Source organism: Parundibacterium terreum (assembly GCF_014636315.1).
In the GTDB taxonomy this organism is placed as follows: Bacteria; Pseudomonadota; Gammaproteobacteria; order Burkholderiales; family Burkholderiaceae_D; genus Undibacterium; species Undibacterium terreum.
In genome coordinates this window covers 1,183,008-1,204,427 of the sequence record NZ_BMED01000001.1, presented here as the reverse complement: position 1 = coordinate 1,204,427, position 21,420 = coordinate 1,183,008, and the positions used below count along the sequence as shown (strand labels likewise).

The window sequence follows — 21,420 nt, the reverse complement described above, 5'->3', positions numbered from 1 at the left end:
CTCGTAGACTCGGCGTCCCCCTGCTTCGTCGTCGCGCCTAGCCAGCCTAATTTCGCAATAGCTTCTTAAAGACAAAATTTATTTTCACAAATTTCATCACCCTTAGTCACTATAAGTCACCATCGCCAATCATCATGCCATCTGAAAAATTACAAGCATCCTGGGCAATCAGCATAGGCTATCTGGCCTCCGCCCGGCTGCAGCTTCCGCAACGCCTGAACTCGCCTGAAGCTGAAAAAGCCCACGCGCAGTTCAACGAATACCTGGACCACAATGAGCTGGGGCTTGCACTGGAAGAAGCCGAAGCACTGGGCAGCCTCTGCAATGCACCGCCCGCATTCTGGCGCGAACTGCAACTGGCGGCAGCCAATATGCAAAGGGCGGAGAATGAAGCGCGCTATGCAGCGCTGGCAAACGCCTGAGGTTTCAATCAAGTCTTAAGTTTCAAGTCTTCAGCGCTGGCCCGCATCGCGCGGCGTCACCGTTTTCAGGTAGGCATACAGCGCATGGATATCGGTGTCGTTCATCTCCCGCAATGACTGGAAGGGCATCACGGCACTGACCTTGCTGCCGTCCGGGCGCAAGCCGCTGCGGAACATCGCTGCAAAGGCTTGCGCCGTCGCGTAGGCCGGCAGCACGCTGCCTTTGCCCGGTGTCAGATTGGCCGCTGCTGGCCACTCCGGCGGCGCACCGGGGATTTTGCCGCCGCTCAGGTGCGCGCCATGGCAGCCCAGGCAGGTATTGGCAACGTAGGCGCCGTATTGGGTAGTAACGGCAATCGGCACCGGCAGCGAAGGCGGCAGCGTATGGTCTATCTTTTCTGCCGCATCCTTGATTGCACCTACGCCGTACAGCACCGTCACCGGCAGCGGTAATTGCACCACCGCAGGATGGCCGCTTGCCGGCGGCAGTTGTTTGGCATACGAGATGATTGCGGCCACGTCGCCATCATTCAGCCTGTTGTAGTCTTCACTGGGCATGACCATGATGGGCCTGCCGTCCGGCTTGACGCCGTGGCGTATCGCCCGCACCCAGTCTTCCGGTTTGTAGTTGCGCACCGCGCTGCCGTCGCCCGGGGTGATATTGGGCGCGCTCACCAGCATGTGCTCCGTCTTGATCACATCATGCCCGCCGCCTGTAGCGCCATGGCACTCTGCGCATCCGCGCGAATTGAACAGGTAGCGCCCCAGCTCCAGCGTAGCGGCATCGGCACTCAGTGTGACAAAGGCCACCGGCGCTTCTATCTTGCGCTGCATTTTGCGCTCACCCAATTGCTTGCCAATGAACACCGCTGCAGCCAGCAATACAATCAAAGCGAGCACAACAATGCCGCCCCATTTGAGCCATTTCTTCATCTCGTTTCCCCTCTTAGCGAGCAGATCTCATTTTTGTGCGTTTAATTTAGCATCCGGCACTGCTTATCTAAAAGGCACTTCGTCCTTTTTTGGTCAGCAGCCTGCATAAATGAGACATTGATTTTCCGGGGGCAATTAATTCCATCTATTGCCGCATGCGCTTCATGTCGCGCGGCAATCCTGGGTGCAAAACAGTGTCAAATATCAATATTCATGATAAATTGATATCTGGTTGTTTTGGCAATTCTTTGAGACAGGCCATGCGAGAAGAACCTGCCTGTCCTGGCCCTTGCCGGCAAACTTCACATCACTGAAAACTTCGTTACCACGCTTAAAGGAAGCCATGTCTAAAACCAGTACGTTTCTCGCAGGCTGCACGACCACGCTTGCCGCCCTGACTGCCGTGTTTGTTTTATCCGGCGCCAAGATATCGCCCAAGAATGCGCAGTTTGATGAAATAACCGTCGGCAGGATTAACGTCGTCGAGCCAGACGGCAGCAAGCGCCTGATCATCTCCAATCGCGCGCAGTTCCCCGGTGATTTTGAGCAGGGAAAAGAAAATCCCCGCCCCGACAGGCGCTCCTTTGCCGGTATGATATTTTTGGATGAAGAGGGAAATGAAAATGGCGGCTTTATCCAGAATGGCAGCCAAACGCCGGATGGAAAAATCCGGGCAGGCTTGTCGCTGACATTTGATCGCTACCGGCAAGACCAGGCTCTGCAACTTGTGCACAACAGCGATGAAAATCGCGCGTTTTCTTCGATTCAAATTAATGACGTCCCAAGCTATAAAGTGACGTCGATGGAAGACGTCAACCGCTTCAAGCAAGAGGCAGAGAAATTATCCCGCGATGAGCAGAATGCTTATTGGGCGCGCCGCTCCGAGGAAGGGCGCCTGCCGGAAAACAGGATCAACCTGGGAACAACCGCAGACAAAGGATCGGCGCTCAGCCTGAAAGATGAAAAAGGGCGGACACGCATGCTGTTGCTAGTCACTGCAGCAGGCAAGGCAGAGATCCGCATGATGGATGAAAAGGGGCAGGTCATCAAGACGGTATCCGCTGAGAATTGATGGGCGGAGAGACCGGCTGCAAACAGCCAGAGTAACAGGCTTGGATTAAGTCCAAGCCCGGTCGCCAACTGCTGAGGTAACAAGCCAGCAGATGCCGTCTGCCAAATTGATAGCGGGACTCTTGACGCAGATAACGCGGCAAAGGATTTGGATATGAACGTGCGCGAACAAATCAAAGAGTATATCGCCACTCAGGCGGAACCAAAGCGTAGCGACATGCACGAGCTGCACCGCATCATTCTGGAGTTGATGCCGGCAACTAAACTATGGTTCCTGGATGGCAAAGACGAGACAGGCAGAACGGTTTCCAACCCCAACATAGGATATGGATCCCAGACCTTGAAATATGCCGGTGGAAAAACCAGAGAATTTTATCAAATCGGGATCAGCGCAAACACAAGCGGAATCTCTGTCTACATCTTCGGCATAGAAGACAAAAAATATTTGGCCGAGACCTATAAAAAAGAACTGGGCAAGGCAAGCGTCACGGGCTACTGCATCAAGTTCAAGGCGCTAAAAGATATCAATGTCGATGTACTTCAAGCCGCAATGCGTGATGGGATTACGCAGACAAGCATCTAGCCTGTTAGTGCAGCTGCGGCGGCTATTATTTGTAGTAGTTCAAATTAAGCTGACAGCATGTGTCGGTGACAGGCGGGTTCCGCCCTATTGCGGTCCCACAGATTTCCCGATAGCAGTCACTCAATTCAGCTTTTTTGTCCAATCGGAAAGCCGACAAGATCGGCGCGTGAATAAAGATGTCCGTCGTGGCAAATCCTTACTATAGTAAATTAAGCGCGGCTGGAGTGGAGGCCCGCTCAGGTCGCTGAGGCCGGTTTGTTATTTGCGTGAAAGAGGTGGTGTTATGACTCGAAAATACATAGATTGCCGCGAATTTCCTAGTGAGATGCATTGCACGGTCACAATTGCGGCGGATAGCGAGGCCGAGCTGATCGAAGTGGCAGTACAGCATGCCGTTGCTGTGCATCATCATACCGATGGCCCGGAACTGCGCCAGGGGTTGCGGCAAATAATAAGGGACGGGACGCCGTCCGAAACTTATATGCCGGATGCCGGTGCAGAGGCGCGAGGTCCGGAAATACGTCCGCATTGATCGTCGTTTGGGACCGGGCGCCCGCAAACAAGAACGCCAGCACGGTAAGGCCGTAAGTAGCACTCCGTAGGGCGGCAATAGCCGCAGGCAGCGTATTGCGCCGCATGTTGACTCTCTACGCACCACACTGCCAGCAATATGATCAGTCCAACCGGTTGAAAAAAATTGTGCCGCTACATATTGCGTTGACTGATTTTATAGCAAGAAGTAACTTAGATATCACAAGCATCGGCAGGGAGGCACGAATAATTTGATGACACATGCGGCGCAATACGCTGCGCTATTGACGCCCTACCTTATGCACCTTACGGCCTTAAAAGATATCAGTGTCGATGTGCTTCAAGCCGCAATGCGAGACGAGATTGAGCAGACAAGTGTCTAGCCTGTTTGCGGGGCCGTGACGGCTATTATTTTTAGTAGTTCAAGTTTAAGCTGAAGCGGGTGTTGTGTAACAGGCGGGTTCTGCCCCAAAGCGGCCTCATGATTTCTTTCGTTTATTATTTCTCTTTTTTACTTTATTTTAGCTAAGGTTGGAGGAAACAGTTCTGGCCACGGTCTTTATGTTTTCGTTAGCTCTGGAATCCGAAAAAGGTCGCCCAATTATTATGCTTGAATCATTTAGCCCATTGCCAAGCGAAATTTTCACATACGAATCATTCAGTGGTGTGTTTTTGGCAATGTGAACATGGGCCACCAATCCATCAAAATATAGTCGAACTCGATCTACCTGCTCATCACCTTCCTTACCATTTTCCAACAATATATTGACCGTCTCCAACAGTGGTGTGCGGTTGTGTTTTACTCCGATAGTTGTGATTTGATGCAAATGAATGGGGTAATCGTGGCTATTCCCGATATCCTTATTTAGTATTCTTAAACGAATATCTTCTAATATTTCTTCAGTTAGATTGACCTCGTGCATTTCAGGGCGGGTTGATGCAGCAGCCCGCCACACCAGACTAAGAAAGAAAAGCTGTAATATCTTCGAATTTTCAAATATTACTGTGCGAAGATTAATATCTTCAGCTTTGCCAATAAGATCATCAGAGGCAAGTTTTGTTGCTCCATTCCATGAGCTCCATAGCATCTTATGCCTTCGCAAAATTTCAATTGCTGGAGTGTCGATCTCTTCGAGGATTTTTTCTCCCTCCTGCGTAACCAGAGATGTATCAAACCAACTGTCGTACCGCTTTTTAATTCCTTTATCGATACCGACCTCAACCATTCGTTCGCCCGTTTTGGTTAAGCGAGTTAATGATCTCGGTATAATATGCGACCTTGCAAAGTGCCCATACTTCTTTGTTAATTTACACATCCCTTCGGGGGACTGCGTTCCAGCTACCTCGTTCACGTTGCTTTGAGAATCATCCATATAAAAAATCGATGCAATTTCATAATAAAAGATGCCACGTTATGCTGTCAGTAACCAAGATGACCCAAGGCTGTAAGTCGGACTCTGTAGCGCGACAATAGCCGCAGGCGTATTGCGCCGCATGTTGACTCTCTACGCACTATATCCCCAGCAATATGATCAGTCTAACCGGTTGAAAAAATTGTGTCGCTACATATTGCGTCGACGGATTTTATAGCAAGAAGTGAGATAGATATGACAAGCACCGGCAGGGAGGTACTAATAATTTGACGACACATGCGGCGCAATACGCTGCGCTATTGACGCCCTACCTTATGCGCCTTACGGCCTTCGTGCGACAGCAATAAATTTTCGTCTGCCCACGCCACTACCTTCCAGCAACTAATCTTTTTGAACGGATTTAACCACGTCGGCACCCATACCCATTCTTTATATCCCCATGATTCAATATCATCAATAATAAAAGAAGGCGAAATCCAATAATCGTGTCCTATATCCGCAGCTTCGCCGGTCACAACACCTTCGCCATCCACTGTTATGAACACTGTACGGCCGCTTTTAAGGCGAATCTGAATAATCCCACCGATTTCCTTCCATTTTGTTATCTGCCGCTGTTTTCGACCCTTGGTATCTCGGGATAATTCATCTTTTAAAATGCTCCATACTTGTGTCGGGAGCTTCATGCAATAGTTTCTGTCCATTCGGTATACTCACAAAGCAATAAGTCTTTGTTAAAAAGGCCGTAAGTCGCATTCCGTAGGGCGCCAATAGCCGCAGGCGTATTGCGCAGCATGTGGACTCGCTACGCACCACACCGCCAGCAATATGACTAGTCTAACCGGTTGAGAAAATATTCCACTACATACTGCGTTGACTGATTTTATAGCAAGAAGTGACATAGATATGACAAGCACCGACAGGGATGCGCGAATAATTTGACGACACATGCGGCGCAATACGTTGCGCTATTGACGCCCTACCTTATGCGCCTTGCGGCCTCGCTATTAGCCATTAGACGCCAACACCATGAGATCACTTTTGTTCATAATTTGGACCTATACCAGTGCCGGTATCAACTAACCGAGAACTCAACATCCAACCAGATACATCCTTTCCTTTGACATTCCAATATATGACGTATGTAAAATTCTCGACGTCGGAGTAAGCTTGCACCACATCATTCGGGATTATGAAAATATTTTTAACTTGGCATTGCTCATCAGGTGCCGTGTAAAAGTACGCCTCGCCTTTCCCAATCACTTTTCGTCCGGACATGTAGGCAGGTACGAGTATCTTTTCTTTTTCTGCCTTTACTGAAGCTTTAGCACACACACTCTCTGTTGCGCCAGCATATGGCGAAATTAACATTGCTAGGTAGAGAGTGATACTACGCGGCCGCATATTTACCTCTTTAAATTAAAACGATAGCTTGCGGCCCGTAGGAGCCTTATCAACCTTAGTTATATTAATTAGCGTCGTTCAGGTGAGCTTGAGCAAACGCTTGATTCACTTCACCACTTTATAGCTAAGGTCGGTAGGCGCAACGGCAGCTACCTCTACGGTCGTGCGCACCCATACTCGGTTGGTATCGACGCGAATTAATGAGCCTCTTTGTTCAAACTCAAAGCGGGGCGTCAGGTAGGGTGATAAGAATGTAATCGCCGTTTCTTGGGAGATAGAGGCATCCGACTCGTCATTCATATGACGCAGTAATGCACCGTAAGCCTGTGTCGCTTGCTCCTGCAATGCGGCATTTCGGGCAGCGTCGGCAGTCGCGAGTTCATCCAGACTGTATTTGCCTGCCAGCTGGTAACGATAACTACGGCTCCACTTAGCAGGATGGCCGGGCGATTCGACCAGTATCATTGCCGAGACGTGCACAGTAGTCTCATTTGTTTTTGAGACCAGGATGTAGGGCGTCACCTGAACATCTTGAGTACCCGCTACGCTTTGCAATGAAAACCCGGAAGCGCTTGCAGCCTGCTGTAATGCAACGGATGGGATAAAACCGAGTTTGCCTTTTAGCCTTGCAACATCCTCGTCGGTTTTTGTTTCGATCATTTTCATATTCGCCGCAACCCCGATCGGCCCCAACAAGAGGCCTAAGCCAGCGCCACCTCCGCCTTGATTTTGTTTGTAGACGACCGACTGTTGCGGATCGAGCGGCTTGGTCATGTGATCGGTCTTGGCCAAGCTTTCCGAATGCGCTAAGCCATATTGCTGACCTTGAGAGACTGCGGGCCGCGCTGACTGAAGCATCGGCGCGGTCGAACACGCGGTGAGGCAACTGGCTATAACTGATAACAATAGGTTTCGATTTAGATGCATTTTTTTCCTGATTACTGGGGTGAATTTTTTGTTGTTAAATTGCAATCAATACGATAGCATGCCAGAGGGAAAATTTGTTTTAAATTTTTCATTTTTTCTATCCGGCCCTATATCCCACCAAGTATTTTACGGAATCGTAAAACCGTCTTCTTCTGGCCGGTAATAGCTCCACGGAGACTTTAATTCATCTGACAGTTTGGATCAGGTGAAGCCTGGATTGCCAGTGCATGAGCAGGCTGAAAAGCTGGCTTTTGCACAGGCTGCTATTCGCTCCATTGCACAGGCACGTTGATCACTTCTTTCTCATTCCACGCGATGACAGAAGCAGAAATCTGCGTTCCGTCACTATTGCGAACGATAGAGATTGAATTGGTGTAATAGCGGTAGTGCGCACCCATCTGTTCGGCAACCAGGCTACTGGCATGGGCGGCGGATTGGCCTCCCAGCAGCATGACCACCAGGCCTGCTCCGCCAATGGCAATGACGGTACCCAGCGCCAGCGGGATACGGATATCACGTTGCGGTCTTCCGCTTGCCAGGCGTGCAGCCAGTACCGGAGGGCGGCCCAGTTGCCGGATCACCCAAAACATTAAAGCGCATACCGCAATCGACAAAGACAATTGTCCAAAGTATGAGGCTGGAGCGAGCCGCATTTGTACCAGCGTCAGTCCCAAGGGTTGGCTCAAGGGGGAGACAATGGAGAAAACGACCATCGCCGGTAATGCAAAAATTATCCACCAGCGCACAATAGACGCAGCACGCAAGCTGCCCCGTAACAGAAAGATGCCGGCAATCAGAGCAAAGATATTGAGGCTGGATGCATAGCTGACGCCATTCGCGATGCAGTAGATCATCGCAGCAATATCTATCACGCCGATTATTACCAGGACCCGCCCCACGTTCCATAGAATAGGGAAGTCGGAGGAGCGGTCTATGCCGGAATCCGCCGGCATAGCCGGGGTTTGTGAAGCCTGCTCCTGCGCCAATGTGGCCAGGCGTTCTTCTATTTCCTTTACGCGCTCTGGAAACAGTGCCGCATCAATGCTGCGGCGGGCCTGTTGTAGTTGCTCTACGTTGTACTTCGTGTAGTCTGGTCCCACTGCGTGCTTCTCCTTGCGTATCAAGGGCCGTGCTGGGCCCGGATAGTCTAAGAATTCCCCAGCCCCCACGTCTGGCGATTTACCTGCCAGCGGTTTTGAAGACCTCACTCGACTATAGCAATATGTTGCTAATCTTGCAGCAAATTTCTTGTGATCAGTGCAATATTTTGGAATGGTGGCAGAGGGGGGCATGCGCAGGATGAGAAGGGCGGTTTCCGGTATCCGGCTATTATTCACCCCCATGAATACCGCATTTGCAGTTCACCCGTTTATCCGGAGAGGGCAAAGCCTTAATCTTGCTGTGTGACGCGGCTGCATCTTGTAGCTCAGTTCGAAGCTGAAAACGCTGGCACGCGCCGCCAAAGGCATTCCGCCCTTGGCGCACACTTTAAGGAAAGATCGCAAATGAAAACCGCTCCTGAATTATTGAATACCTACCTTGCCACCATCCAGGACCCACGCGCTACTGCTGCGCTGTTTGCCGAAGACGGCGTGCTGGAATTGCCTTACCTGGCCTCGCTGGGTATAGATGGCCGCGCGCAGGGGCCGGCAGCGATTGAGTCTTTTATCTCATCCCTGTTGAAGAACGTGCCTGACTTCGGTTTCCATAACATCCGTATCCTGATTAAAACGGATGACCAGGCGTTTGGTGAATACGATGTGGAAGCCAAGGTACTGTCGACCGGCAAGATCTACAAGCAATCCTACGCCGGCCGCCTGGTGGCAGAAAACGGCAAGATCAAGCTGCTGCGCGAATCGCTGGATACCATTGCCGCACAAAATGCCTTCCGTGCTTGAGGAGTAGGGCACAATACTGGTGTACTGCTAGGAAGACATTTCAAACTGAGCGTGGCTAGGCGCAGCGACGAAGACAGTGCGCCTGCACGGCAAGGAGCTGCAACAACGCCACGGTCAGTTTGAACTGTCTTCTAAGCAGGCTGGCGCGCGTAGCTGACTGTCAGCATCTCCCACAGGTGCTTGTCCGGCTCGGTCCAGTACACCATCCTGCCGCCGTAGTCGGTATTGATTTTCATATCCGTCTGGCCGCGCACGTCGCTGCGATACGGGATGCCGGCCGCCTGTATGCGCGCGAGTATCGCATCGAACTCTTGCTCGCTGACTCGGAAGCAGAAATGCTGGATGGGGAAGTCTTCATCGGTGCTGATAAAGTCCAGCGTGAAGCCATCGCTGACATACACCGGCGCAAACGGGCCTATGCCGGTGGGCGACCAGGGTACGCCTAGCAACTCACCCAGCATCTTGGCGGAGGCTGCCTTGTCGCGGCAGGAGACGATGGAATGGTCTAGCTCTATGGTCATGATCAAGTCCCTGGCGGTAAGCTGGAATCAATATTGACGTGATGCGCGAGATAGTTTGACGCTAAATCCTGTGGCGATCAAGTCCCCAGCCCTTGCATGCGCAGCCTTGTGGGCCGGCATAGTCAAGCTGTGTTCACTTAAGGAAAGTTTTTTAAATACGCCAGCAGCTTGGCAATCTCTTTCTCATCGCTGATGCCGTAAAAACGCATTTTGGTGTCCGGCACTACGGCACCGGGGTCCTTCAGAAACGCCGCCAGCGATTTCTCCGTCCATACAATGCCGGACTTCTTCATCGCCGCCGAATAACGGTAATCCGGGCTGCTGCCTGCGCGCTTGCCGATGATGCCGTTCAGCGCCGGGCCAAAGCCGGCGCGCGCGGAAGGGCCGACCTGATGGCAGGATGCGCATTTGGCAAAAGCCCTCTTGCCTTCATCGGCGTTGTCGGCTGCAAAAGCGGCAGGCAATTGGCAGAGCAGGGCCAGCGCTGCGATTAGCGCAGATGCCGCTGCCGGCTGTATTTTATGAAACATGGATAGATTGAATTTCATAAAGGCTCAATGCGCGCTGACTTTGGAAAACACATTCATGACGATAACCCCCGCGACAATCAACGCAATGCCTATTATCGCCGGCACATCCAATTGCTGCCCGAACATCATCCACGCCACCAGCGTGATCAGCACCACACCCAGGCCGGACCAGATCGCATAGGCAATACCCACTGGAATTGTGCGCAAGGTCAGCGACAGGAAGTAAAACGCGATGCCATAGCCCACAATGACCAGCAGGGAAGGCCATAGCCGGGTAAAGCCCTCGCTGGATTTTAGCGCAGAGGTCGCGGTGGTTTCGGAAATGATGGCGATGAATAGAAATAGCCAGTTTTTCATGGGAGCTCCTTCGGTGGTAGCGTATTGTGCTCCTGCTCTGCATAAATAAACAGACTAGTCAGCGCGGCAATAGTCTGCGCAAAAACGGGAATTTTGGCCCGCGGTTAGCGGAGCTCCTTACGTATCACCAGCTTCAGGCCCGACCATATCTCGTTGACTGCGCACACCTTGATGTCGACAAAGCCCAGCGGCAATGCCAGCTCGCGTATCGTGTCTTCGGTAATGTCGGTGGGCACCTTGGACGCTTTCTTGGGCCAGGATACCCACACTGCACCGCTAGCCTGTAGCAGTTTGCGTGCAGCGAGCAGGCGGGTTTGCAGATCCGCTTTTTTATCGCAAAACAGATGCGCGATATCGGTCTGCGCAGTCAGTTTTTTTTCAAACAGAACGCCAGGCGGCAAAGACGCGAGCAGCTCGGCATAGCCATCCGGCGCGTTGCCGACAAACACGCGGCAGCCTTCAGAGATGCCCAGTTTCTTGGCGAGGGGAGTGCCGGAATATCCGCTGGGAGGGGAGGTCATGATGCAAGCCGGGTGAATTCTATTCTTTGGGAGGCCAGTTTGATGCAGAGTTAAATGTTGTTTTAGTATAAACTCAACTCCTGGCTTGCGGTGAAATTCTGCGAAGAGCCTCATGCCAGGCTGTTTTAGGCTGCAGAACTCTTTGCACACCGATTTCCCTACTCAACACGCTACCCATGCTCTCCACCCAATACGTCAGCCGCGTCACCCTGCGCCGGGATAAGGTCGATTCCTTTGACCGCTATCCGTTTTCCTTGCCGGCGGTGCGTTCGCTGGAGCAGCTGGAGTTGCATCCCAAGGTCACTTTTTTCGTCGGCGAAAACGGCTCCGGAAAATCCACCTTGCTGGAAGCGATTGCGGTGTCGCTGGGTTTTAATGCAGAGGGCGGAACCAAAAATTTCAGCTTCGGCACACGGCGCTCGCATTCAGAGTTGCATGAATACCTGCGTGTGGCCAAGGGTTACAAACAACCCCGCGACGGTTTCTTTTTGCGGGCCGAGAGTTTCTTCAATGTCGCAACAGAAATTGAGCGCCTGGACGATGGCCCAGGTGGTCCGCCCATTATCAATTCCTACGGTGGCGTATCCCTGCACGAACAATCGCACGGCGAATCTTTCCTGGCGCTGATGACCAAGCGTTTCGGCGGGCAGGGCATCTACATCCTGGACGAACCCGAGGCTGCACTGTCGCCGCAGCGGCAACTGGCCGTGCTGTCACGCATCCACGATCTGGTGCTGGATCATTCCCAGTTCATCATCGCTACCCATTCGCCCATCCTGATGGCCTATCCGGATGCCTGCATCTTCCAGTGCAGCAAAGACGGCGTTAGCGAGATTGCGTATGAGGACACCGAGCATTTCCGCGTCACGCGAGATTTTCTGCAGGACCCCAAGCGGATGCTGGCGGAGCTGATGCGGCGCTAGGGCAATGCCAGGCAATCCAATGCAAGGCCCAGGCGCTCGCAGCCTTAGCCGCCGAAATAGGCTGGCTGATCCACATCCTCCAACAACCCAGCCCTGGTCGGCTGCCACTTCAACAAGGCCTGCGTATGCGCCGCAGATGCCGGCATATCTGCGGCGGCGAATCGGGCGAACCAGCCGAAATGCTCTTCGCCGCGTGATTCCACCGGCAGGCCGAGGCGGCGACCTATCAGTTCTGCGATGGCTTTGAAGGGGATGCCTTCTTCTGCGACGGCGTGGTAGGCCTGTTCTGTCACGCCTTGTTCCAGCGCTAGACGGTACACGCGCCCGGCATCCAGCCGGTGAGCGGCGGCCCAGCGGTTTTGGCCGTCGCCTATATATGCAGACACGCCTTTCTCACGCGCCATGGCGATCAGGATGGGAACGAAGCCATGGTCACCGATGCCGTGTACAGAAGGCGGCAGCCTGATGGTGGCCGCACGTACGCCGCGCTCTGCCAGCGCCCTTGCCGTTGCTTCCGATTTGCGCGGGATGGACGGATGGGCTGCGGGCACGTCTGCCTCGGTGGCAAGCCGGCCGGGCGCCAGGAAGGCAAGGCCGGAGGTCACCAGCAGCGGACGGTCGGACCCTTCCAGCGCGCTGCCCAGTACCTCAATGGCACGGCGGTCTTGCTCGCAGTTTTCTGCAAATTTGGAAAAGTCATGGTTGAAAGCAGTATGGATCACGGCGTCTGCGGCGGCAGCTTCAGCGCGCAGCGTGTCCAGGTCGTCCAGCGTGCCGCGTATGACCTGAGCGCCGGTTGCGGCCAGCGCGCCTGCCTTGTCCGCCGAGCGGGAGAGGCCTGCCACCTGGTGTCCTGCGTCCAGCAACTCCTGCACGACGACCGAGCCTACCCAGCCTGTTGCACCGGTTACAAAAACTTTCATGCTTGCTCCTTGAGTGGTCATTTTTAACGTGGAGCACGCATTGTAGGAGTAAGATATATCCTGTTAAAGTAGTGACATTATCAGGGTATAACGGCTAACAGGATAGAGGATAAACCAGCTTGACCGACTTCACTTCACTCGCATCTTATCTGAAGGACAGACGCATGCGGCTTGATCCCGCGGCCCTGGGCATCTCGGGCACGCGCCGCCGCACGCCGGGCCTGCGCAGGGAGGAAGTAGCGCAGCGGGCCAACATCAGCCCCACTTGGTACACCTGGCTGGAACAGGGCCGTGGCGGTGCGCCGTCTGCCGATGTGCTGGACCGCATCGCCCGCGCCTTGCTGTTGACCGACATTGAGCGCGAGCACGTCTTTTTGCTGGGGCTGGGGCGACCGCCGGAAGTCCGCTACCAGCCGCAAGGCGGCATTACGCCAAGGCTGCAGCGCGTGCTGGATGCGATGGATGCCAGCCCGGCGCTGGTGCGCACCATGACCTGGGATGTGGTGGCGTGGAATAGCGCGGCGGCCGTCGTGCTGACCGACTACGCGGTGCTGCCGCCCAGTGAACGCAATGTGCTGCGCCTGATGTTTTTGAATCCGCGCACACGGGCGGCGCAATTCGATTGGGAGAGCACCGCGCGCTTTGTGGTCGGCGTGTTCCGGGCAGATGCAGCGCGGGCAGGGGCGGCCGAGCTGGCCAAGCCGCTCGTGGATGAGCTATGCCGGGCCAGCCCGCAGTTTGCTGCGATGTGGAATGATAACGATGTGCTGGAGTTTGGCGGTGGCCTGAAGCGGCTGCGCCATGCGGAGCTGGGCGAGATCACGCTGGAGTATTCCGGTTTCGCCGTGGATGGCAGGCCGGACTTGGCCATGCTGGTCTACAATCCCGCCACCGATTTTGATGCGGAAAGGATCCGGGCGCTGATTGCTGCCCGCAGCGCCCATAGCTGATGGCTGGCATAGCCTGCTTGCCAGCGGGCTAGTCCAGCAGTAGGTAAGCTTACTTCAACAACACAGCGCGCCTGGGTCCTTGCGCGCTGGTGAATGCATCGTGATCCAGCTTGAAACCGCTGACGGTTTGCGCCAGGTGGCTGGCTTGTTCCTGCAGTGATTGGGCGGCGGCTGCCGCTTCTTCCACCAGCGCCGCATTCTGTTGCGTGACCTGGTCCATCTGGCCTATCGCCTGGTTCACCTGGCCTATGCCTGTGCTTTGCTCTTTGCTGGCGATCATGATCTCGGACATGATGTCGGTCACGCGCTTCACGCTGGTGACGATCTCGTTCATCGTGCCGCCGGCATCTGCCACCAGCCTGGTGCCGGACTCTACCTGGTTCACGGAATCCACGATCAGCGCCTTGATCTCCTTGGCGGCGCTGGCGCTGCGTTGCGCCAGGTTGCGCACTTCGGATGCCACCACTGCAAACCCGCGGCCCTGTTCACCGGCGCGGGCTGCTTCCACTGCCGCGTTCAATGCCAGGATATTGGTCTGGAAAGCGATGCCGTCTATCACGCTGATGATGTCCACGATCTTTTTCGATGAAGTGTTGATCGATTCCATCGTCACCACCACCTCTTCCACGACATTGCCACCCTTGGCTGCAAATTCGGAAGCTGTTACGGCGAGCTGGTTGGCCTGGCCGGCGTTCTCGGCATTCTGGCGCACAGTGGCGGTCAGTTCTTCCATCGAGGCAGCGGTTTCTTCCAGCGAGCTGGCCTGGTCTTCGGTACGGCCTGACAGATCCAGGTTGCCGGAAGCGATTTCCTGCGCCGAGATTTTGACGGATTCGCTGGAGCTGCGTATTTCTTTCAGTACCGATGCGATCTTGTCCACAAACTGATTGAAGGCCGATGCAATCTGCGCCAGCTCATCCTTGCCTTCCGCATCCAGTCGGCGGGTGAGGTCGCCTTCGCCGGAGGCGATATCTTCCATCGCATTGCGCACCGTGCCCAGGCGCTGCAAGGCCTTGGCGATTAGCGCAGTGGACAGCAGCACTGCCACGATGATGGCGATGATGGCAGTAATGGCAGAGGTGGTCAGCATGGTAGACAGGGCCTTGGTGGCTTCCGCGCTATCCAGCGCAATCACCAGCAGCCAGTCCGTACCTTCCACGCGGGTCACATACAACGAGCTGTCGCGCCCGTTCAGCTTGACGGCACGGCTCTGCTTAGAGCGTTCTATCTCCGTCAGCTTGTCGGCTGTCAGTGAGGCATCCATGTCGGAGATCGGTTTCAGCGTCAGCTTCTGGTCTGGATGGGCAATCACCTTGCCGGAACCGTCCACCAGGAAAGAAAAGCTGGAAGGCGTAGGCTTGATCGCAATCACGTTGTTGACAACCGTATCCAGCAAGATATCGGCGGCCAGCACAGCCGTGACGCTGCCCTTGGGACCGACCGGCTCCGCAAAGGTCACCAGCAGCTTGCCGTTGGAAGCGCCGATGTAGGGCGCAGTCACTACCGGGGCGCCGGCTTCGGAAGCCTTGATATACCAGGGCCGTGCAGTAGGATCGTAATCCGGCTTGCGCGTGCGCTCTTGCGAAAACACCGCGTGCTTGTCTGCAAAACCGATGTAGGCCAGGTCAAACGCGCCAGCCTGCTCAGCCGCCTTCAGCGCCGGAACAGGTTCCGCCGCAGCCACTGCCTGCCCTATGGAAGACACCACAGCCTTCTTGCCCTTGACCCACTCTGCAATCCCGCCCGCATCGCTTTGCGAGAGCTGGAACATCTGTGTGTTCAGCGATTCCAGCGTATTGGAACGGGTACCGATGAAATTGGCGAGCGACAGCACCAACAGGGAGAAGACAACGATGGCGACACAGATCGCGGTCAGGCGCGTGCGGAGCGAAGAGAACATAAAAGGCATCCTCAAAAAAAGAGACAGGTTAAAGGCGCGCAAGAACCCAGCTTATGCTGCCGGGTAGATAAGGCAAATTTTTGTTCGACGCTGACCGGTGAGGTGTTAAGCAATACGACGGTAAAACCTATTGCAAAAACGGAGATGCAGAAACGGCAATTCAAACAAGGCGATGCGCTATTTTTATTATTCTTGGCTGGATAATGTCAATTTGTTGCGGCGCAGCAAATTGAAGTTCCGAACTTTACCATTAAATGCAGGCGCTAGCGAATAAAAATCTTGCTTCGTGGATATAATGGCAAGATGCCGCACGTTAAGCGATGTTAGAAGCAGTATATATCTGCTACGCAAGGCAGCGAAGATATATTCGCTGCCTTAAGGGGATGGGGATTTGTGCCGTTTTTAGATGGCTGGTTCAGGCTACCAGCAAAAACGCCGCCAGCACGCCATTGGCTATCATCAGCGTAAAGTCGGTCGCAAAGATGAAGAACATCGGCCCCGTCAGCACCGGCCACAGCGATTCTCCCTTGCGGCCACCGCCCAGCGCCACCGGCACATTAAATGCAAACTGGCTGGCATGCGCGATGGAAAACACCGCCGCAAACAGCGCCACCTGCTTCGCCTCCGGAAACAGCCCGCGGTTCAGCAGCAACAGCAAGGCAAACGCCGCAAACGCAAAATTCATCCCACCCAGAAAACGCACCGATGCCGATACGGTGGAAAATAAAGGAGATTCACGCGCAGACTTCGGCACCAGCAGCCTGGCTGCCGTATCCGGCGTCAGGCTGAAATAGCGGAAGGCAACGCCGAACCAGAGTACGTTCAGCGTGAAGATGATGTTGGTGATGAGAGAAATAGTGCTCAATGTTGGTCCAATGGAAGCTCGGGTTAGTACGGATGAGTAAACATCCGCCAAATGATTCGCCATCCATTCCATAATATATTGATTTGATTAACGATTTTAGTTAAATTTTGATGAGCAAAGATTCGCCAAAATACTGTGGCGCCTGCTTGGAAATATACATCTGAAGATATCGTCGATGACCAAGAAAATTTTCTGGAATGACCCCTACCTGACTTCGCTCGATACGATGGTGTCGCGTGTGGATGGCGAGCGTGTCTGGCTGCGCGAAACCATCCTGTTTGCGTTTTCTGGCGGGCAGGAGAGCGATGCTGGCACGGTGAACGGGCATGCTGTGCTGTCGGCAGAAAAGCAGGGGCAGGAAATTTCTTATCTCCTGGCACCCGGCCACGGTTTGCAGACGGATGAGCATGTGCGCCTGGAGCTTGATTGGGGCAGGCGCTATGCGCTGATGCGCCTGCACTTCGCCGCAGAAATGATCTTGCAGATGATGTACAAGCTGCGCCCCGGCATAGAGCGGCTGGGCGCGCACATTGCCGCAGACAAGGCGCGCATAGACTTTGCCAGCGCAGAAAACCTGTCGCCGCTTTTTGCCGTGATGGAGAAAGACGCGGCGCTTCTGGTGGCAAAAGATTTGCCTATCATTACCGCCTTCAGCGACGAGGCTACGGAAAGACGTTACTGGGCAGTGGAAGATTTTGCTAGAATGCCGTGCGGAGGAACGCATCCGAGAAGCACAGGCGAGATAGGCCGGATCGCGCTGAAGCGAAAAAATACCGGCAAAGGAAAAGAAAGAATAGAAATCAGCCTGCTGGAATCCGGGAGCATTACAGCGCCCGGGCTGGCGGGAGTTTAGCCAATCCGCATCACACTCATTTACCCACCTGGATGGAGTACCATGAATTCACCCGCCGTTGCCTCCACCGCAGCTACGTCTTCCGCAGTTACTCCCTCCGCAGTTACCCCTTCATTAAACACCATCCTGATCTACGCGCGCGACATGCAAAAGACAGCCAGCTTCTATCAGGCCTGCTTCGGTTTTGCGGGAACCGGTGAAGTGGTGGAAGGTTTGATTGAACTGAACTCGCCATCCGGCGCCAGCATCCTGATCCATCAGGCCGCCAAGAGCGTGAAGCTGGGCCAGGCGGCGGTCAAGCTGATGTTTGATGTGCAGGACATTGAAGCCTTCAAGGCCAGGAGCCTGGAAAAGGGCATCGCCTTCGGCAGCACACATGAGGCCAACGGCTACCAGTTTGCCAATGCAAAAGACCCGGATGGCAATTCGGTCAGTATCTCCAGCCGCAGGTATCGCAAACCCGCCTGATGGCGCATTATTGGTGAGCAGCGGCTCGCCATTTCTGCAATACCGTAGGCTGCGTAAGGATCGTAGGGTGCAATAGCGTAGCGTATTGCACCGATTTCCATAAAAAACGAATTATTTTATTTTAGCGAAATCAAAAAAATGCCGGGAGTGGAGGGCTACTAGTGGCCATTCGGTTCAATACGCTGCGCTATTGCACCCTACAAAATACCGTGGCTATTGCGACAGAGCCGTCAGTGCAGTCATTGCCGGCAAACCCAGCTCCGCGCGCAATTCATTCCTGGCTGCTTCAAAGTCGGCGTTAAAGTCGGCGCGCGTCATCAGCGTGGCGGCGATCAGGGTGCCAGCCAGGCGGCCTGCTTCTATGTCGGAGCGGAAGTGTATGCCTGCCACCAGGCGGTTATCCGCATACTCGGCTGCACGCTGCATGATTTCCTGGCGCTTCTCCGGCAGCATGTTGGCCAGCACAACGGCCATCAGCGTGCCTGCGGTCGCATGGCCGGAAGGGTAGGAGTAAGACTTGGACAGCTTCACCACCGGCTTGACCAGATCGCTATATTGGTGCGGGCGCGGATGTTTCCACAGTTCCTTGGCCGGGTCTGTCAGCGGTCCTTCTGAGGCCAGTACGCGGATAAAGAAGGCAGTCAGCTTGGGCAGGCGCTCGCTCTTGAAGGCGGGGCCTACTACGCCGGCAAAGCGCCAGATGTCCTCGGTCGCATCGGCCTGCGCCTGCGCCACCATGTCCGGGCTGCGTGTGACTTGCAGGCGCAATACTTCGGCCAGCTCTTCGTTTTCTTTCATTGAGCCGCTCACCGGGGGTGGAGGCAGCAGGCTGGAGAGGTCCAGGTCTTTGGCCGCCAGATAGGGCTTGCCTTCCTTGGCTTGCGCCAATGGCGCGCTGGCGATGCTGACTGCGATAAGCGCGGCCAAACACAGGCGGGAGATAGTTTTCATCAGGTATCCGTCACAGAATAGGGTATAAAAACGCCCCTGCTCCAATGAGGAGGCAGGGGCGAAGAGTGCTTGCATCAGATGTTGCCGATATCCGGAATTAGAAATCCATCGTCAGCGACAAGGACACGCTGCGCGCCGGCAGCAAGGTCAACTGATCGCCAGGCGCAGGAGCAGAGCTGGTCTTGCCTGCGGGTGTCACGCCAACGATGTTGTGCTTGTCAAACAGGTTGTTGATGCCCAGTTGGATCTTGCCGTTCTTGAGGATGTCCCCCGTCTTGCCGGGCAAGGAATAATTGAAGAACAGGTTGGAAATGATGAAGGGGTTGATGGTGATCGCTTCATGGATGGCGCCATTGTCGTTATACATCTTGCCTACGCGCTTGGTGAACCAGCCTGCATTCCAGTTGCCTTGCTTATAGGTCAGGCCCAGTGTTTCGGTGTCGCTGGGCGCATTTTGCACCCACTTGCTGGTGTCGGAATACTTGGCGCTGCCGTAGGTGGCATTCATGTACAGATCAAAGCCCTTGCCCAGCACGATAGTGCTTTCTGCCTCCACACCCTGCGTCACCGAGCTGCCATTAGCGAAGAAGCTGGTGTTGCCGGCCGTGTCCGTTGTGGAAGAGTAGGCATTGTCAAACTTGATGTGGTAGGCATCCACGTCCAGCGTGAACTGGTCGGATTTCCAGACCGAGCCGATCTGGAAAGTCTTGCTCTTGATGGAAGACGGCAGCGCAACCACGTTGGCGTTTTTTACGTCGAACACATTGGTCGGCGGTATTTCATCGCCTGTTGCATATTGCGCATAGGCAGACCAGTTAGGCTGCAGCATGTAGTGGATGTCAATGGACGGCAATACCGCATGGTAGGTGGCCACATGGCCGATGCTGGCTGCGCCGTTCAGGCTGCCCACGGTTTTACCGTTGTCGGCGAACTGGGTCAGGTCCTGCTTGTACGAAGAATACTTGACGCCCGGCGTGATCTTCAAATCCTTGGTCAGCGCAAACTCATACTCGACGAAGGGTTGCAGCAAGGTCGTCTTGAAGGTTTCATGGAAGTTCGGCAGCGCAGAATCTACCCAGGTCAGCGGATTGCTCGGGATCTGGTAGCGGTTGGTGTCCGCGACTTCAGACCACAGGCCGGTGCGCAAGGTGCCGAAAGAGGATTCCTGGCTCAGCCTCAGGATATTGCCGTAGGTGCGGTAGCCGTTCAGCTTGTCGGTGCCGGTGTTGTTGGCGGCGCTATTGGCTGTCGTGGTTGGCACCGTGGCACCGGGATAGTTTTGCTGATTATGGTAGTAGTAGGTGTAGGCCTTGTCGTCCAGCTTCCAGCCGTTGCCCAGGTTGGAGCTCAGACCTGCGTATTCAAAGTCGGTATTGACGTGGTAAAAATTGTACGCGTAGTAGTTGGCCTTGGTCGGATCGGCGGAGAGCAGGTAATTGTCGCCGTGCAGCGCGATGTCGGCACGGGTTGCGCCTTTCACGTTGGGCGTATTCGCATGCACGGTGATGTAGGAACCGAATAGCGTCAGCACCGTGTCGGGAGTAAATGCATACTGGTATTTGGCCGAGAATGCCTGGCGGTGCTGCGTGTTATGCGTCTGGTAGCCGTCCGATTTCAGGTCATGCGCATTGAACAGCAGGTTGGACGCGCCATCCGTGCCGAACTGGCCGCTTTCATATTCCACGCCTGCCAGCACGGTGTTCCAGGAGCTGACCGATGCGGTACCGGTGATGCGGCGATTGGCTTCCAGGTTGCGCGACAGCAGATTGATGGAACCGCCGAAGTTGGCCGGGCCTATCGTCGCGGCAGAGCCGGGGCTGCGGTCGATGACTGCGCCACCTACAAACGGTGCAGGGAAGAAGGCCCATGAGTGGTGGCTGGGGCTATTGGTATCCTGGAAAGGGATGCCGTCAAACAGGATGGAATAATCGCCATCGGCAAAGCCGCGGAAGTAGGTCTTGGTATCGCCCAGGCCGGGGCCGTTGGCACTGTAGCTGTACATCGCCGGTGCCATCTGGATGATCTGGCTGAAATCTGCCGCCGGTGCAGTGAAGTTGCGCACAAAATCATCGCTGACTTCCGATTGTGCGGAGCGCGCGCTGAGCGAGCTTTGCGACACTGCCGAACGGGCTGCTTCGGCGATCTTGGAGCCGGCAATCACGACGGTGTCGCTGCTGCCGGCATCGGCCGCAGAAGCTTCGGTGGCCATGTCTTCCGCAAAGGACGCACCAGGCAGCGCCAAGGACATGCAGGCGACGGCGCTCAGGATGTGGCGGGTCATCGGTTTGAGTTGTGGAGTCTTCATCAATTACTTTCTATAAGAACAATCAATAAATCAAATCAGGCATAAATCGGGAATGCATCGGCCATCAAGGCCGCTGCAGTAAAGAATGCAGAGTGTTGGCTAGACGCTGCCAGGCTGTTGATACGCGGTTCCGGCGTCTTGCTAAATCTCTAAAGCCGTCGCATCTTATTGAGCATTTATGACAAGAAAAAGACATGAAGATATTGATAAAAAC

Annotated in this window: 23 protein-coding genes; 9 read left to right on the top strand and 14 right to left on the bottom strand. The window is 54.5% G+C overall.

Annotation, left to right across the window (positions count from 1 at the left end; all coding sequences use genetic code 11):
• Window positions 1-134 precede the first annotated feature (134 nt).
• On the top strand, window positions 135-422 hold the full coding sequence (locus tag IEW12_RS05635; protein ID WP_188564958.1) for a hypothetical protein: 288 nt from the start codon (window positions 135-137) through the stop codon (window positions 420-422).
• A 30-nt stretch (window positions 423-452) separates the two neighbouring features.
• On the opposite strand, the gene IEW12_RS05630 is transcribed toward IEW12_RS05635, so the two are convergent.
• Window positions 453-1,355, bottom strand: a complete 903-nt coding sequence (locus IEW12_RS05630; protein WP_188564957.1) for a c-type cytochrome — start codon at window positions 1,353-1,355, stop codon at window positions 453-455.
• Window positions 1,356-1,698: 343 nt separating this feature from the next.
• Between IEW12_RS05630 and IEW12_RS05625 the strand changes: the two genes are divergently transcribed.
• From IEW12_RS05625 to IEW12_RS05615, 3 genes are all read left to right on the top strand, one after another.
• Entirely contained in the window at window positions 1,699-2,427 is a 729-nt protein-coding gene (locus tag IEW12_RS05625) for a hypothetical protein (protein ID WP_188564956.1), read from the top strand.
• Between the two features lie 153 nt (window positions 2,428-2,580).
• Complete coding sequence (locus IEW12_RS05620) at window positions 2,581-3,009, top strand: DUF1801 domain-containing protein (protein WP_188564955.1); 429 nt, start codon at window positions 2,581-2,583, stop codon at window positions 3,007-3,009.
• A 283-nt stretch (window positions 3,010-3,292) separates the two neighbouring features.
• Window positions 3,293-3,541: a DUF1059 domain-containing protein gene (locus IEW12_RS05615; protein WP_188564954.1), complete on the top strand. Its 249-nt coding sequence runs from the start codon at window positions 3,293-3,295 to the stop codon at window positions 3,539-3,541.
• Between the two features lie 520 nt (window positions 3,542-4,061).
• On the opposite strand, the gene IEW12_RS05610 is transcribed toward IEW12_RS05615, so the two are convergent.
• From IEW12_RS05610 to IEW12_RS05595, 4 genes are all read right to left on the bottom strand, one after another.
• Window positions 4,062-4,913, bottom strand: coding sequence for a hypothetical protein (locus tag IEW12_RS05610; RefSeq protein ID WP_188564953.1), 852 nt, complete (start codon window positions 4,911-4,913; stop codon window positions 4,062-4,064).
• 296 nt (window positions 4,914-5,209) lie between these two features.
• Window positions 5,210-5,596, bottom strand: coding sequence for a hypothetical protein (locus IEW12_RS05605; RefSeq protein WP_188564952.1), 387 nt, complete (start codon window positions 5,594-5,596; stop codon window positions 5,210-5,212).
• 823 nt (window positions 5,597-6,419) lie between these two features.
• A complete protein-coding gene (locus tag IEW12_RS05600) occupies window positions 6,420-7,088 on the bottom strand; it encodes a hypothetical protein (RefSeq protein ID WP_188564951.1) in 669 nt (222 codons plus the stop codon).
• Window positions 7,089-7,504: 416 nt separating this feature from the next.
• The gene (locus tag IEW12_RS05595; protein WP_188564950.1) at window positions 7,505-8,341 is read right to left on the bottom strand and encodes a hypothetical protein; all 837 of its coding nucleotides are present in this window, start codon (window positions 8,339-8,341) and stop codon (window positions 7,505-7,507) included.
• A 405-nt stretch (window positions 8,342-8,746) separates the two neighbouring features.
• Between IEW12_RS05595 and IEW12_RS05590 the strand changes: the two genes are divergently transcribed.
• Window positions 8,747-9,139, top strand: a complete 393-nt coding sequence (locus IEW12_RS05590) for a nuclear transport factor 2 family protein (protein WP_188564949.1) — start codon at window positions 8,747-8,749, stop codon at window positions 9,137-9,139.
• Window positions 9,140-9,270: 131 nt separating this feature from the next.
• Here the strand turns inward: IEW12_RS05590 and IEW12_RS05585 are convergent, their stop codons facing one another.
• From IEW12_RS05585 to IEW12_RS05570, 4 genes are all read right to left on the bottom strand, one after another.
• On the bottom strand, window positions 9,271-9,660 hold the full coding sequence (locus tag IEW12_RS05585; protein WP_188564948.1) for a VOC family protein: 390 nt from the start codon (window positions 9,658-9,660) through the stop codon (window positions 9,271-9,273).
• A 137-nt stretch (window positions 9,661-9,797) separates the two neighbouring features.
• Window positions 9,798-10,208: a c-type cytochrome gene (locus tag IEW12_RS05580; protein ID WP_229750937.1), complete on the bottom strand. Its 411-nt coding sequence runs from the start codon at window positions 10,206-10,208 to the stop codon at window positions 9,798-9,800.
• A gap of 6 nt (window positions 10,209-10,214) precedes the next feature.
• Window positions 10,215-10,547, bottom strand: a complete 333-nt coding sequence (locus tag IEW12_RS05575) for a DMT family transporter (RefSeq protein WP_188564947.1) — start codon at window positions 10,545-10,547, stop codon at window positions 10,215-10,217.
• 104 nt (window positions 10,548-10,651) lie between these two features.
• Window positions 10,652-11,068, bottom strand: coding sequence for a DUF3052 family protein (locus IEW12_RS05570; RefSeq protein ID WP_188564946.1), 417 nt, complete (start codon window positions 11,066-11,068; stop codon window positions 10,652-10,654).
• Between the two features lie 176 nt (window positions 11,069-11,244).
• Between IEW12_RS05570 and IEW12_RS05565 the strand changes: the two genes are divergently transcribed.
• Window positions 11,245-11,991: an AAA family ATPase gene (locus IEW12_RS05565; RefSeq protein ID WP_188564945.1), complete on the top strand. Its 747-nt coding sequence runs from the start codon at window positions 11,245-11,247 to the stop codon at window positions 11,989-11,991.
• 44 nt (window positions 11,992-12,035) lie between these two features.
• Here IEW12_RS05565 and IEW12_RS05560 read toward each other — a convergent pair whose 3' ends face one another.
• The gene (locus tag IEW12_RS05560) at window positions 12,036-12,914 is read right to left on the bottom strand and encodes an SDR family oxidoreductase (protein WP_188564944.1); all 879 of its coding nucleotides are present in this window, start codon (window positions 12,912-12,914) and stop codon (window positions 12,036-12,038) included.
• A gap of 119 nt (window positions 12,915-13,033) precedes the next feature.
• Between IEW12_RS05560 and IEW12_RS05555 the strand changes: the two genes are divergently transcribed.
• Entirely contained in the window at window positions 13,034-13,864 is an 831-nt protein-coding gene (locus IEW12_RS05555; protein WP_188564943.1) for a helix-turn-helix transcriptional regulator, read from the top strand.
• A 49-nt stretch (window positions 13,865-13,913) separates the two neighbouring features.
• Here the strand turns inward: IEW12_RS05555 and IEW12_RS05550 are convergent, their stop codons facing one another.
• Both IEW12_RS05550 and IEW12_RS05545 read right to left on the bottom strand, forming a co-directional pair.
• On the bottom strand, window positions 13,914-15,764 hold the full coding sequence (locus tag IEW12_RS05550) for a methyl-accepting chemotaxis protein (protein WP_188564942.1): 1,851 nt from the start codon (window positions 15,762-15,764) through the stop codon (window positions 13,914-13,916).
• 415 nt (window positions 15,765-16,179) lie between these two features.
• On the bottom strand, window positions 16,180-16,629 hold the full coding sequence (locus IEW12_RS05545) for a hypothetical protein (protein WP_229750935.1): 450 nt from the start codon (window positions 16,627-16,629) through the stop codon (window positions 16,180-16,182).
• Between the two features lie 175 nt (window positions 16,630-16,804).
• Between IEW12_RS05545 and IEW12_RS05540 the strand changes: the two genes are divergently transcribed.
• Complete coding sequence (locus tag IEW12_RS05540; RefSeq protein WP_188564941.1) at window positions 16,805-17,482, top strand: alanyl-tRNA editing protein; 678 nt, start codon at window positions 16,805-16,807, stop codon at window positions 17,480-17,482.
• A gap of 42 nt (window positions 17,483-17,524) precedes the next feature.
• Window positions 17,525-17,950 (top strand): VOC family protein, encoded by a 426-nt coding sequence (locus IEW12_RS05535; RefSeq protein ID WP_188564940.1) that lies wholly within the window; start codon window positions 17,525-17,527, stop codon window positions 17,948-17,950.
• A 213-nt stretch (window positions 17,951-18,163) separates the two neighbouring features.
• Here IEW12_RS05535 and IEW12_RS05530 read toward each other — a convergent pair whose 3' ends face one another.
• Together IEW12_RS05530 and IEW12_RS05525 are read right to left on the bottom strand one after the other, a co-directional pair.
• On the bottom strand, window positions 18,164-18,901 hold the full coding sequence (locus IEW12_RS05530) for an acid phosphatase (RefSeq protein WP_188564939.1): 738 nt from the start codon (window positions 18,899-18,901) through the stop codon (window positions 18,164-18,166).
• A gap of 97 nt (window positions 18,902-18,998) precedes the next feature.
• Entirely contained in the window at window positions 18,999-21,206 is a 2,208-nt protein-coding gene (locus tag IEW12_RS05525; protein WP_188564938.1) for a TonB-dependent receptor domain-containing protein, read from the bottom strand.
• Window positions 21,207-21,420 lie beyond the last annotated feature (214 nt).

Coding starts and splice junctions, on each gene's coding strand:
- IEW12_RS05635 (WP_188564958.1), top strand. CDS start 135: ATGCCATCTGAAAAATTACAAGCATCCTGGGCAATCAGCATAGGCTAT.
- IEW12_RS05630 (WP_188564957.1), bottom strand. CDS start 1,355: ATGAAGAAATGGCTCAAATGGGGCGGCATTGTTGTGCTCGCTTTGATT.
- IEW12_RS05625 (WP_188564956.1), top strand. CDS start 1,699: ATGTCTAAAACCAGTACGTTTCTCGCAGGCTGCACGACCACGCTTGCC.
- IEW12_RS05620 (WP_188564955.1), top strand. CDS start 2,581: ATGAACGTGCGCGAACAAATCAAAGAGTATATCGCCACTCAGGCGGAA.
- IEW12_RS05615 (WP_188564954.1), top strand. CDS start 3,293: ATGACTCGAAAATACATAGATTGCCGCGAATTTCCTAGTGAGATGCAT.
- IEW12_RS05610 (WP_188564953.1), bottom strand. CDS start 4,913: ATGGATGATTCTCAAAGCAACGTGAACGAGGTAGCTGGAACGCAGTCC.
- IEW12_RS05605 (WP_188564952.1), bottom strand. CDS start 5,596: ATGAAGCTCCCGACACAAGTATGGAGCATTTTAAAAGATGAATTATCC.
- IEW12_RS05600 (WP_188564951.1), bottom strand. CDS start 7,088: ATGACCAAGCCGCTCGATCCGCAACAGTCGGTCGTCTACAAACAAAAT.
- IEW12_RS05590 (WP_188564949.1), top strand. CDS start 8,747: ATGAAAACCGCTCCTGAATTATTGAATACCTACCTTGCCACCATCCAG.
- IEW12_RS05585 (WP_188564948.1), bottom strand. CDS start 9,660: ATGACCATAGAGCTAGACCATTCCATCGTCTCCTGCCGCGACAAGGCA.
- IEW12_RS05580 (WP_229750937.1), bottom strand. CDS start 10,208: ATGAAATTCAATCTATCCATGTTTCATAAAATACAGCCGGCAGCGGCA.
- IEW12_RS05575 (WP_188564947.1), bottom strand. CDS start 10,547: ATGAAAAACTGGCTATTTCTATTCATCGCCATCATTTCCGAAACCACC.
- IEW12_RS05570 (WP_188564946.1), bottom strand. CDS start 11,068: ATGACCTCCCCTCCCAGCGGATATTCCGGCACTCCCCTCGCCAAGAAA.
- IEW12_RS05565 (WP_188564945.1), top strand. CDS start 11,245: ATGCTCTCCACCCAATACGTCAGCCGCGTCACCCTGCGCCGGGATAAG.
- IEW12_RS05560 (WP_188564944.1), bottom strand. CDS start 12,914: ATGAAAGTTTTTGTAACCGGTGCAACAGGCTGGGTAGGCTCGGTCGTC.
- IEW12_RS05550 (WP_188564942.1), bottom strand. CDS start 15,764: ATGTTCTCTTCGCTCCGCACGCGCCTGACCGCGATCTGTGTCGCCATC.
- IEW12_RS05540 (WP_188564941.1), top strand. CDS start 16,805: ATGACCAAGAAAATTTTCTGGAATGACCCCTACCTGACTTCGCTCGAT.
- IEW12_RS05535 (WP_188564940.1), top strand. CDS start 17,525: ATGAATTCACCCGCCGTTGCCTCCACCGCAGCTACGTCTTCCGCAGTT.
- IEW12_RS05530 (WP_188564939.1), bottom strand. CDS start 18,901: ATGAAAACTATCTCCCGCCTGTGTTTGGCCGCGCTTATCGCAGTCAGC.
- IEW12_RS05525 (WP_188564938.1), bottom strand. CDS start 21,206: ATGAAGACTCCACAACTCAAACCGATGACCCGCCACATCCTGAGCGCC.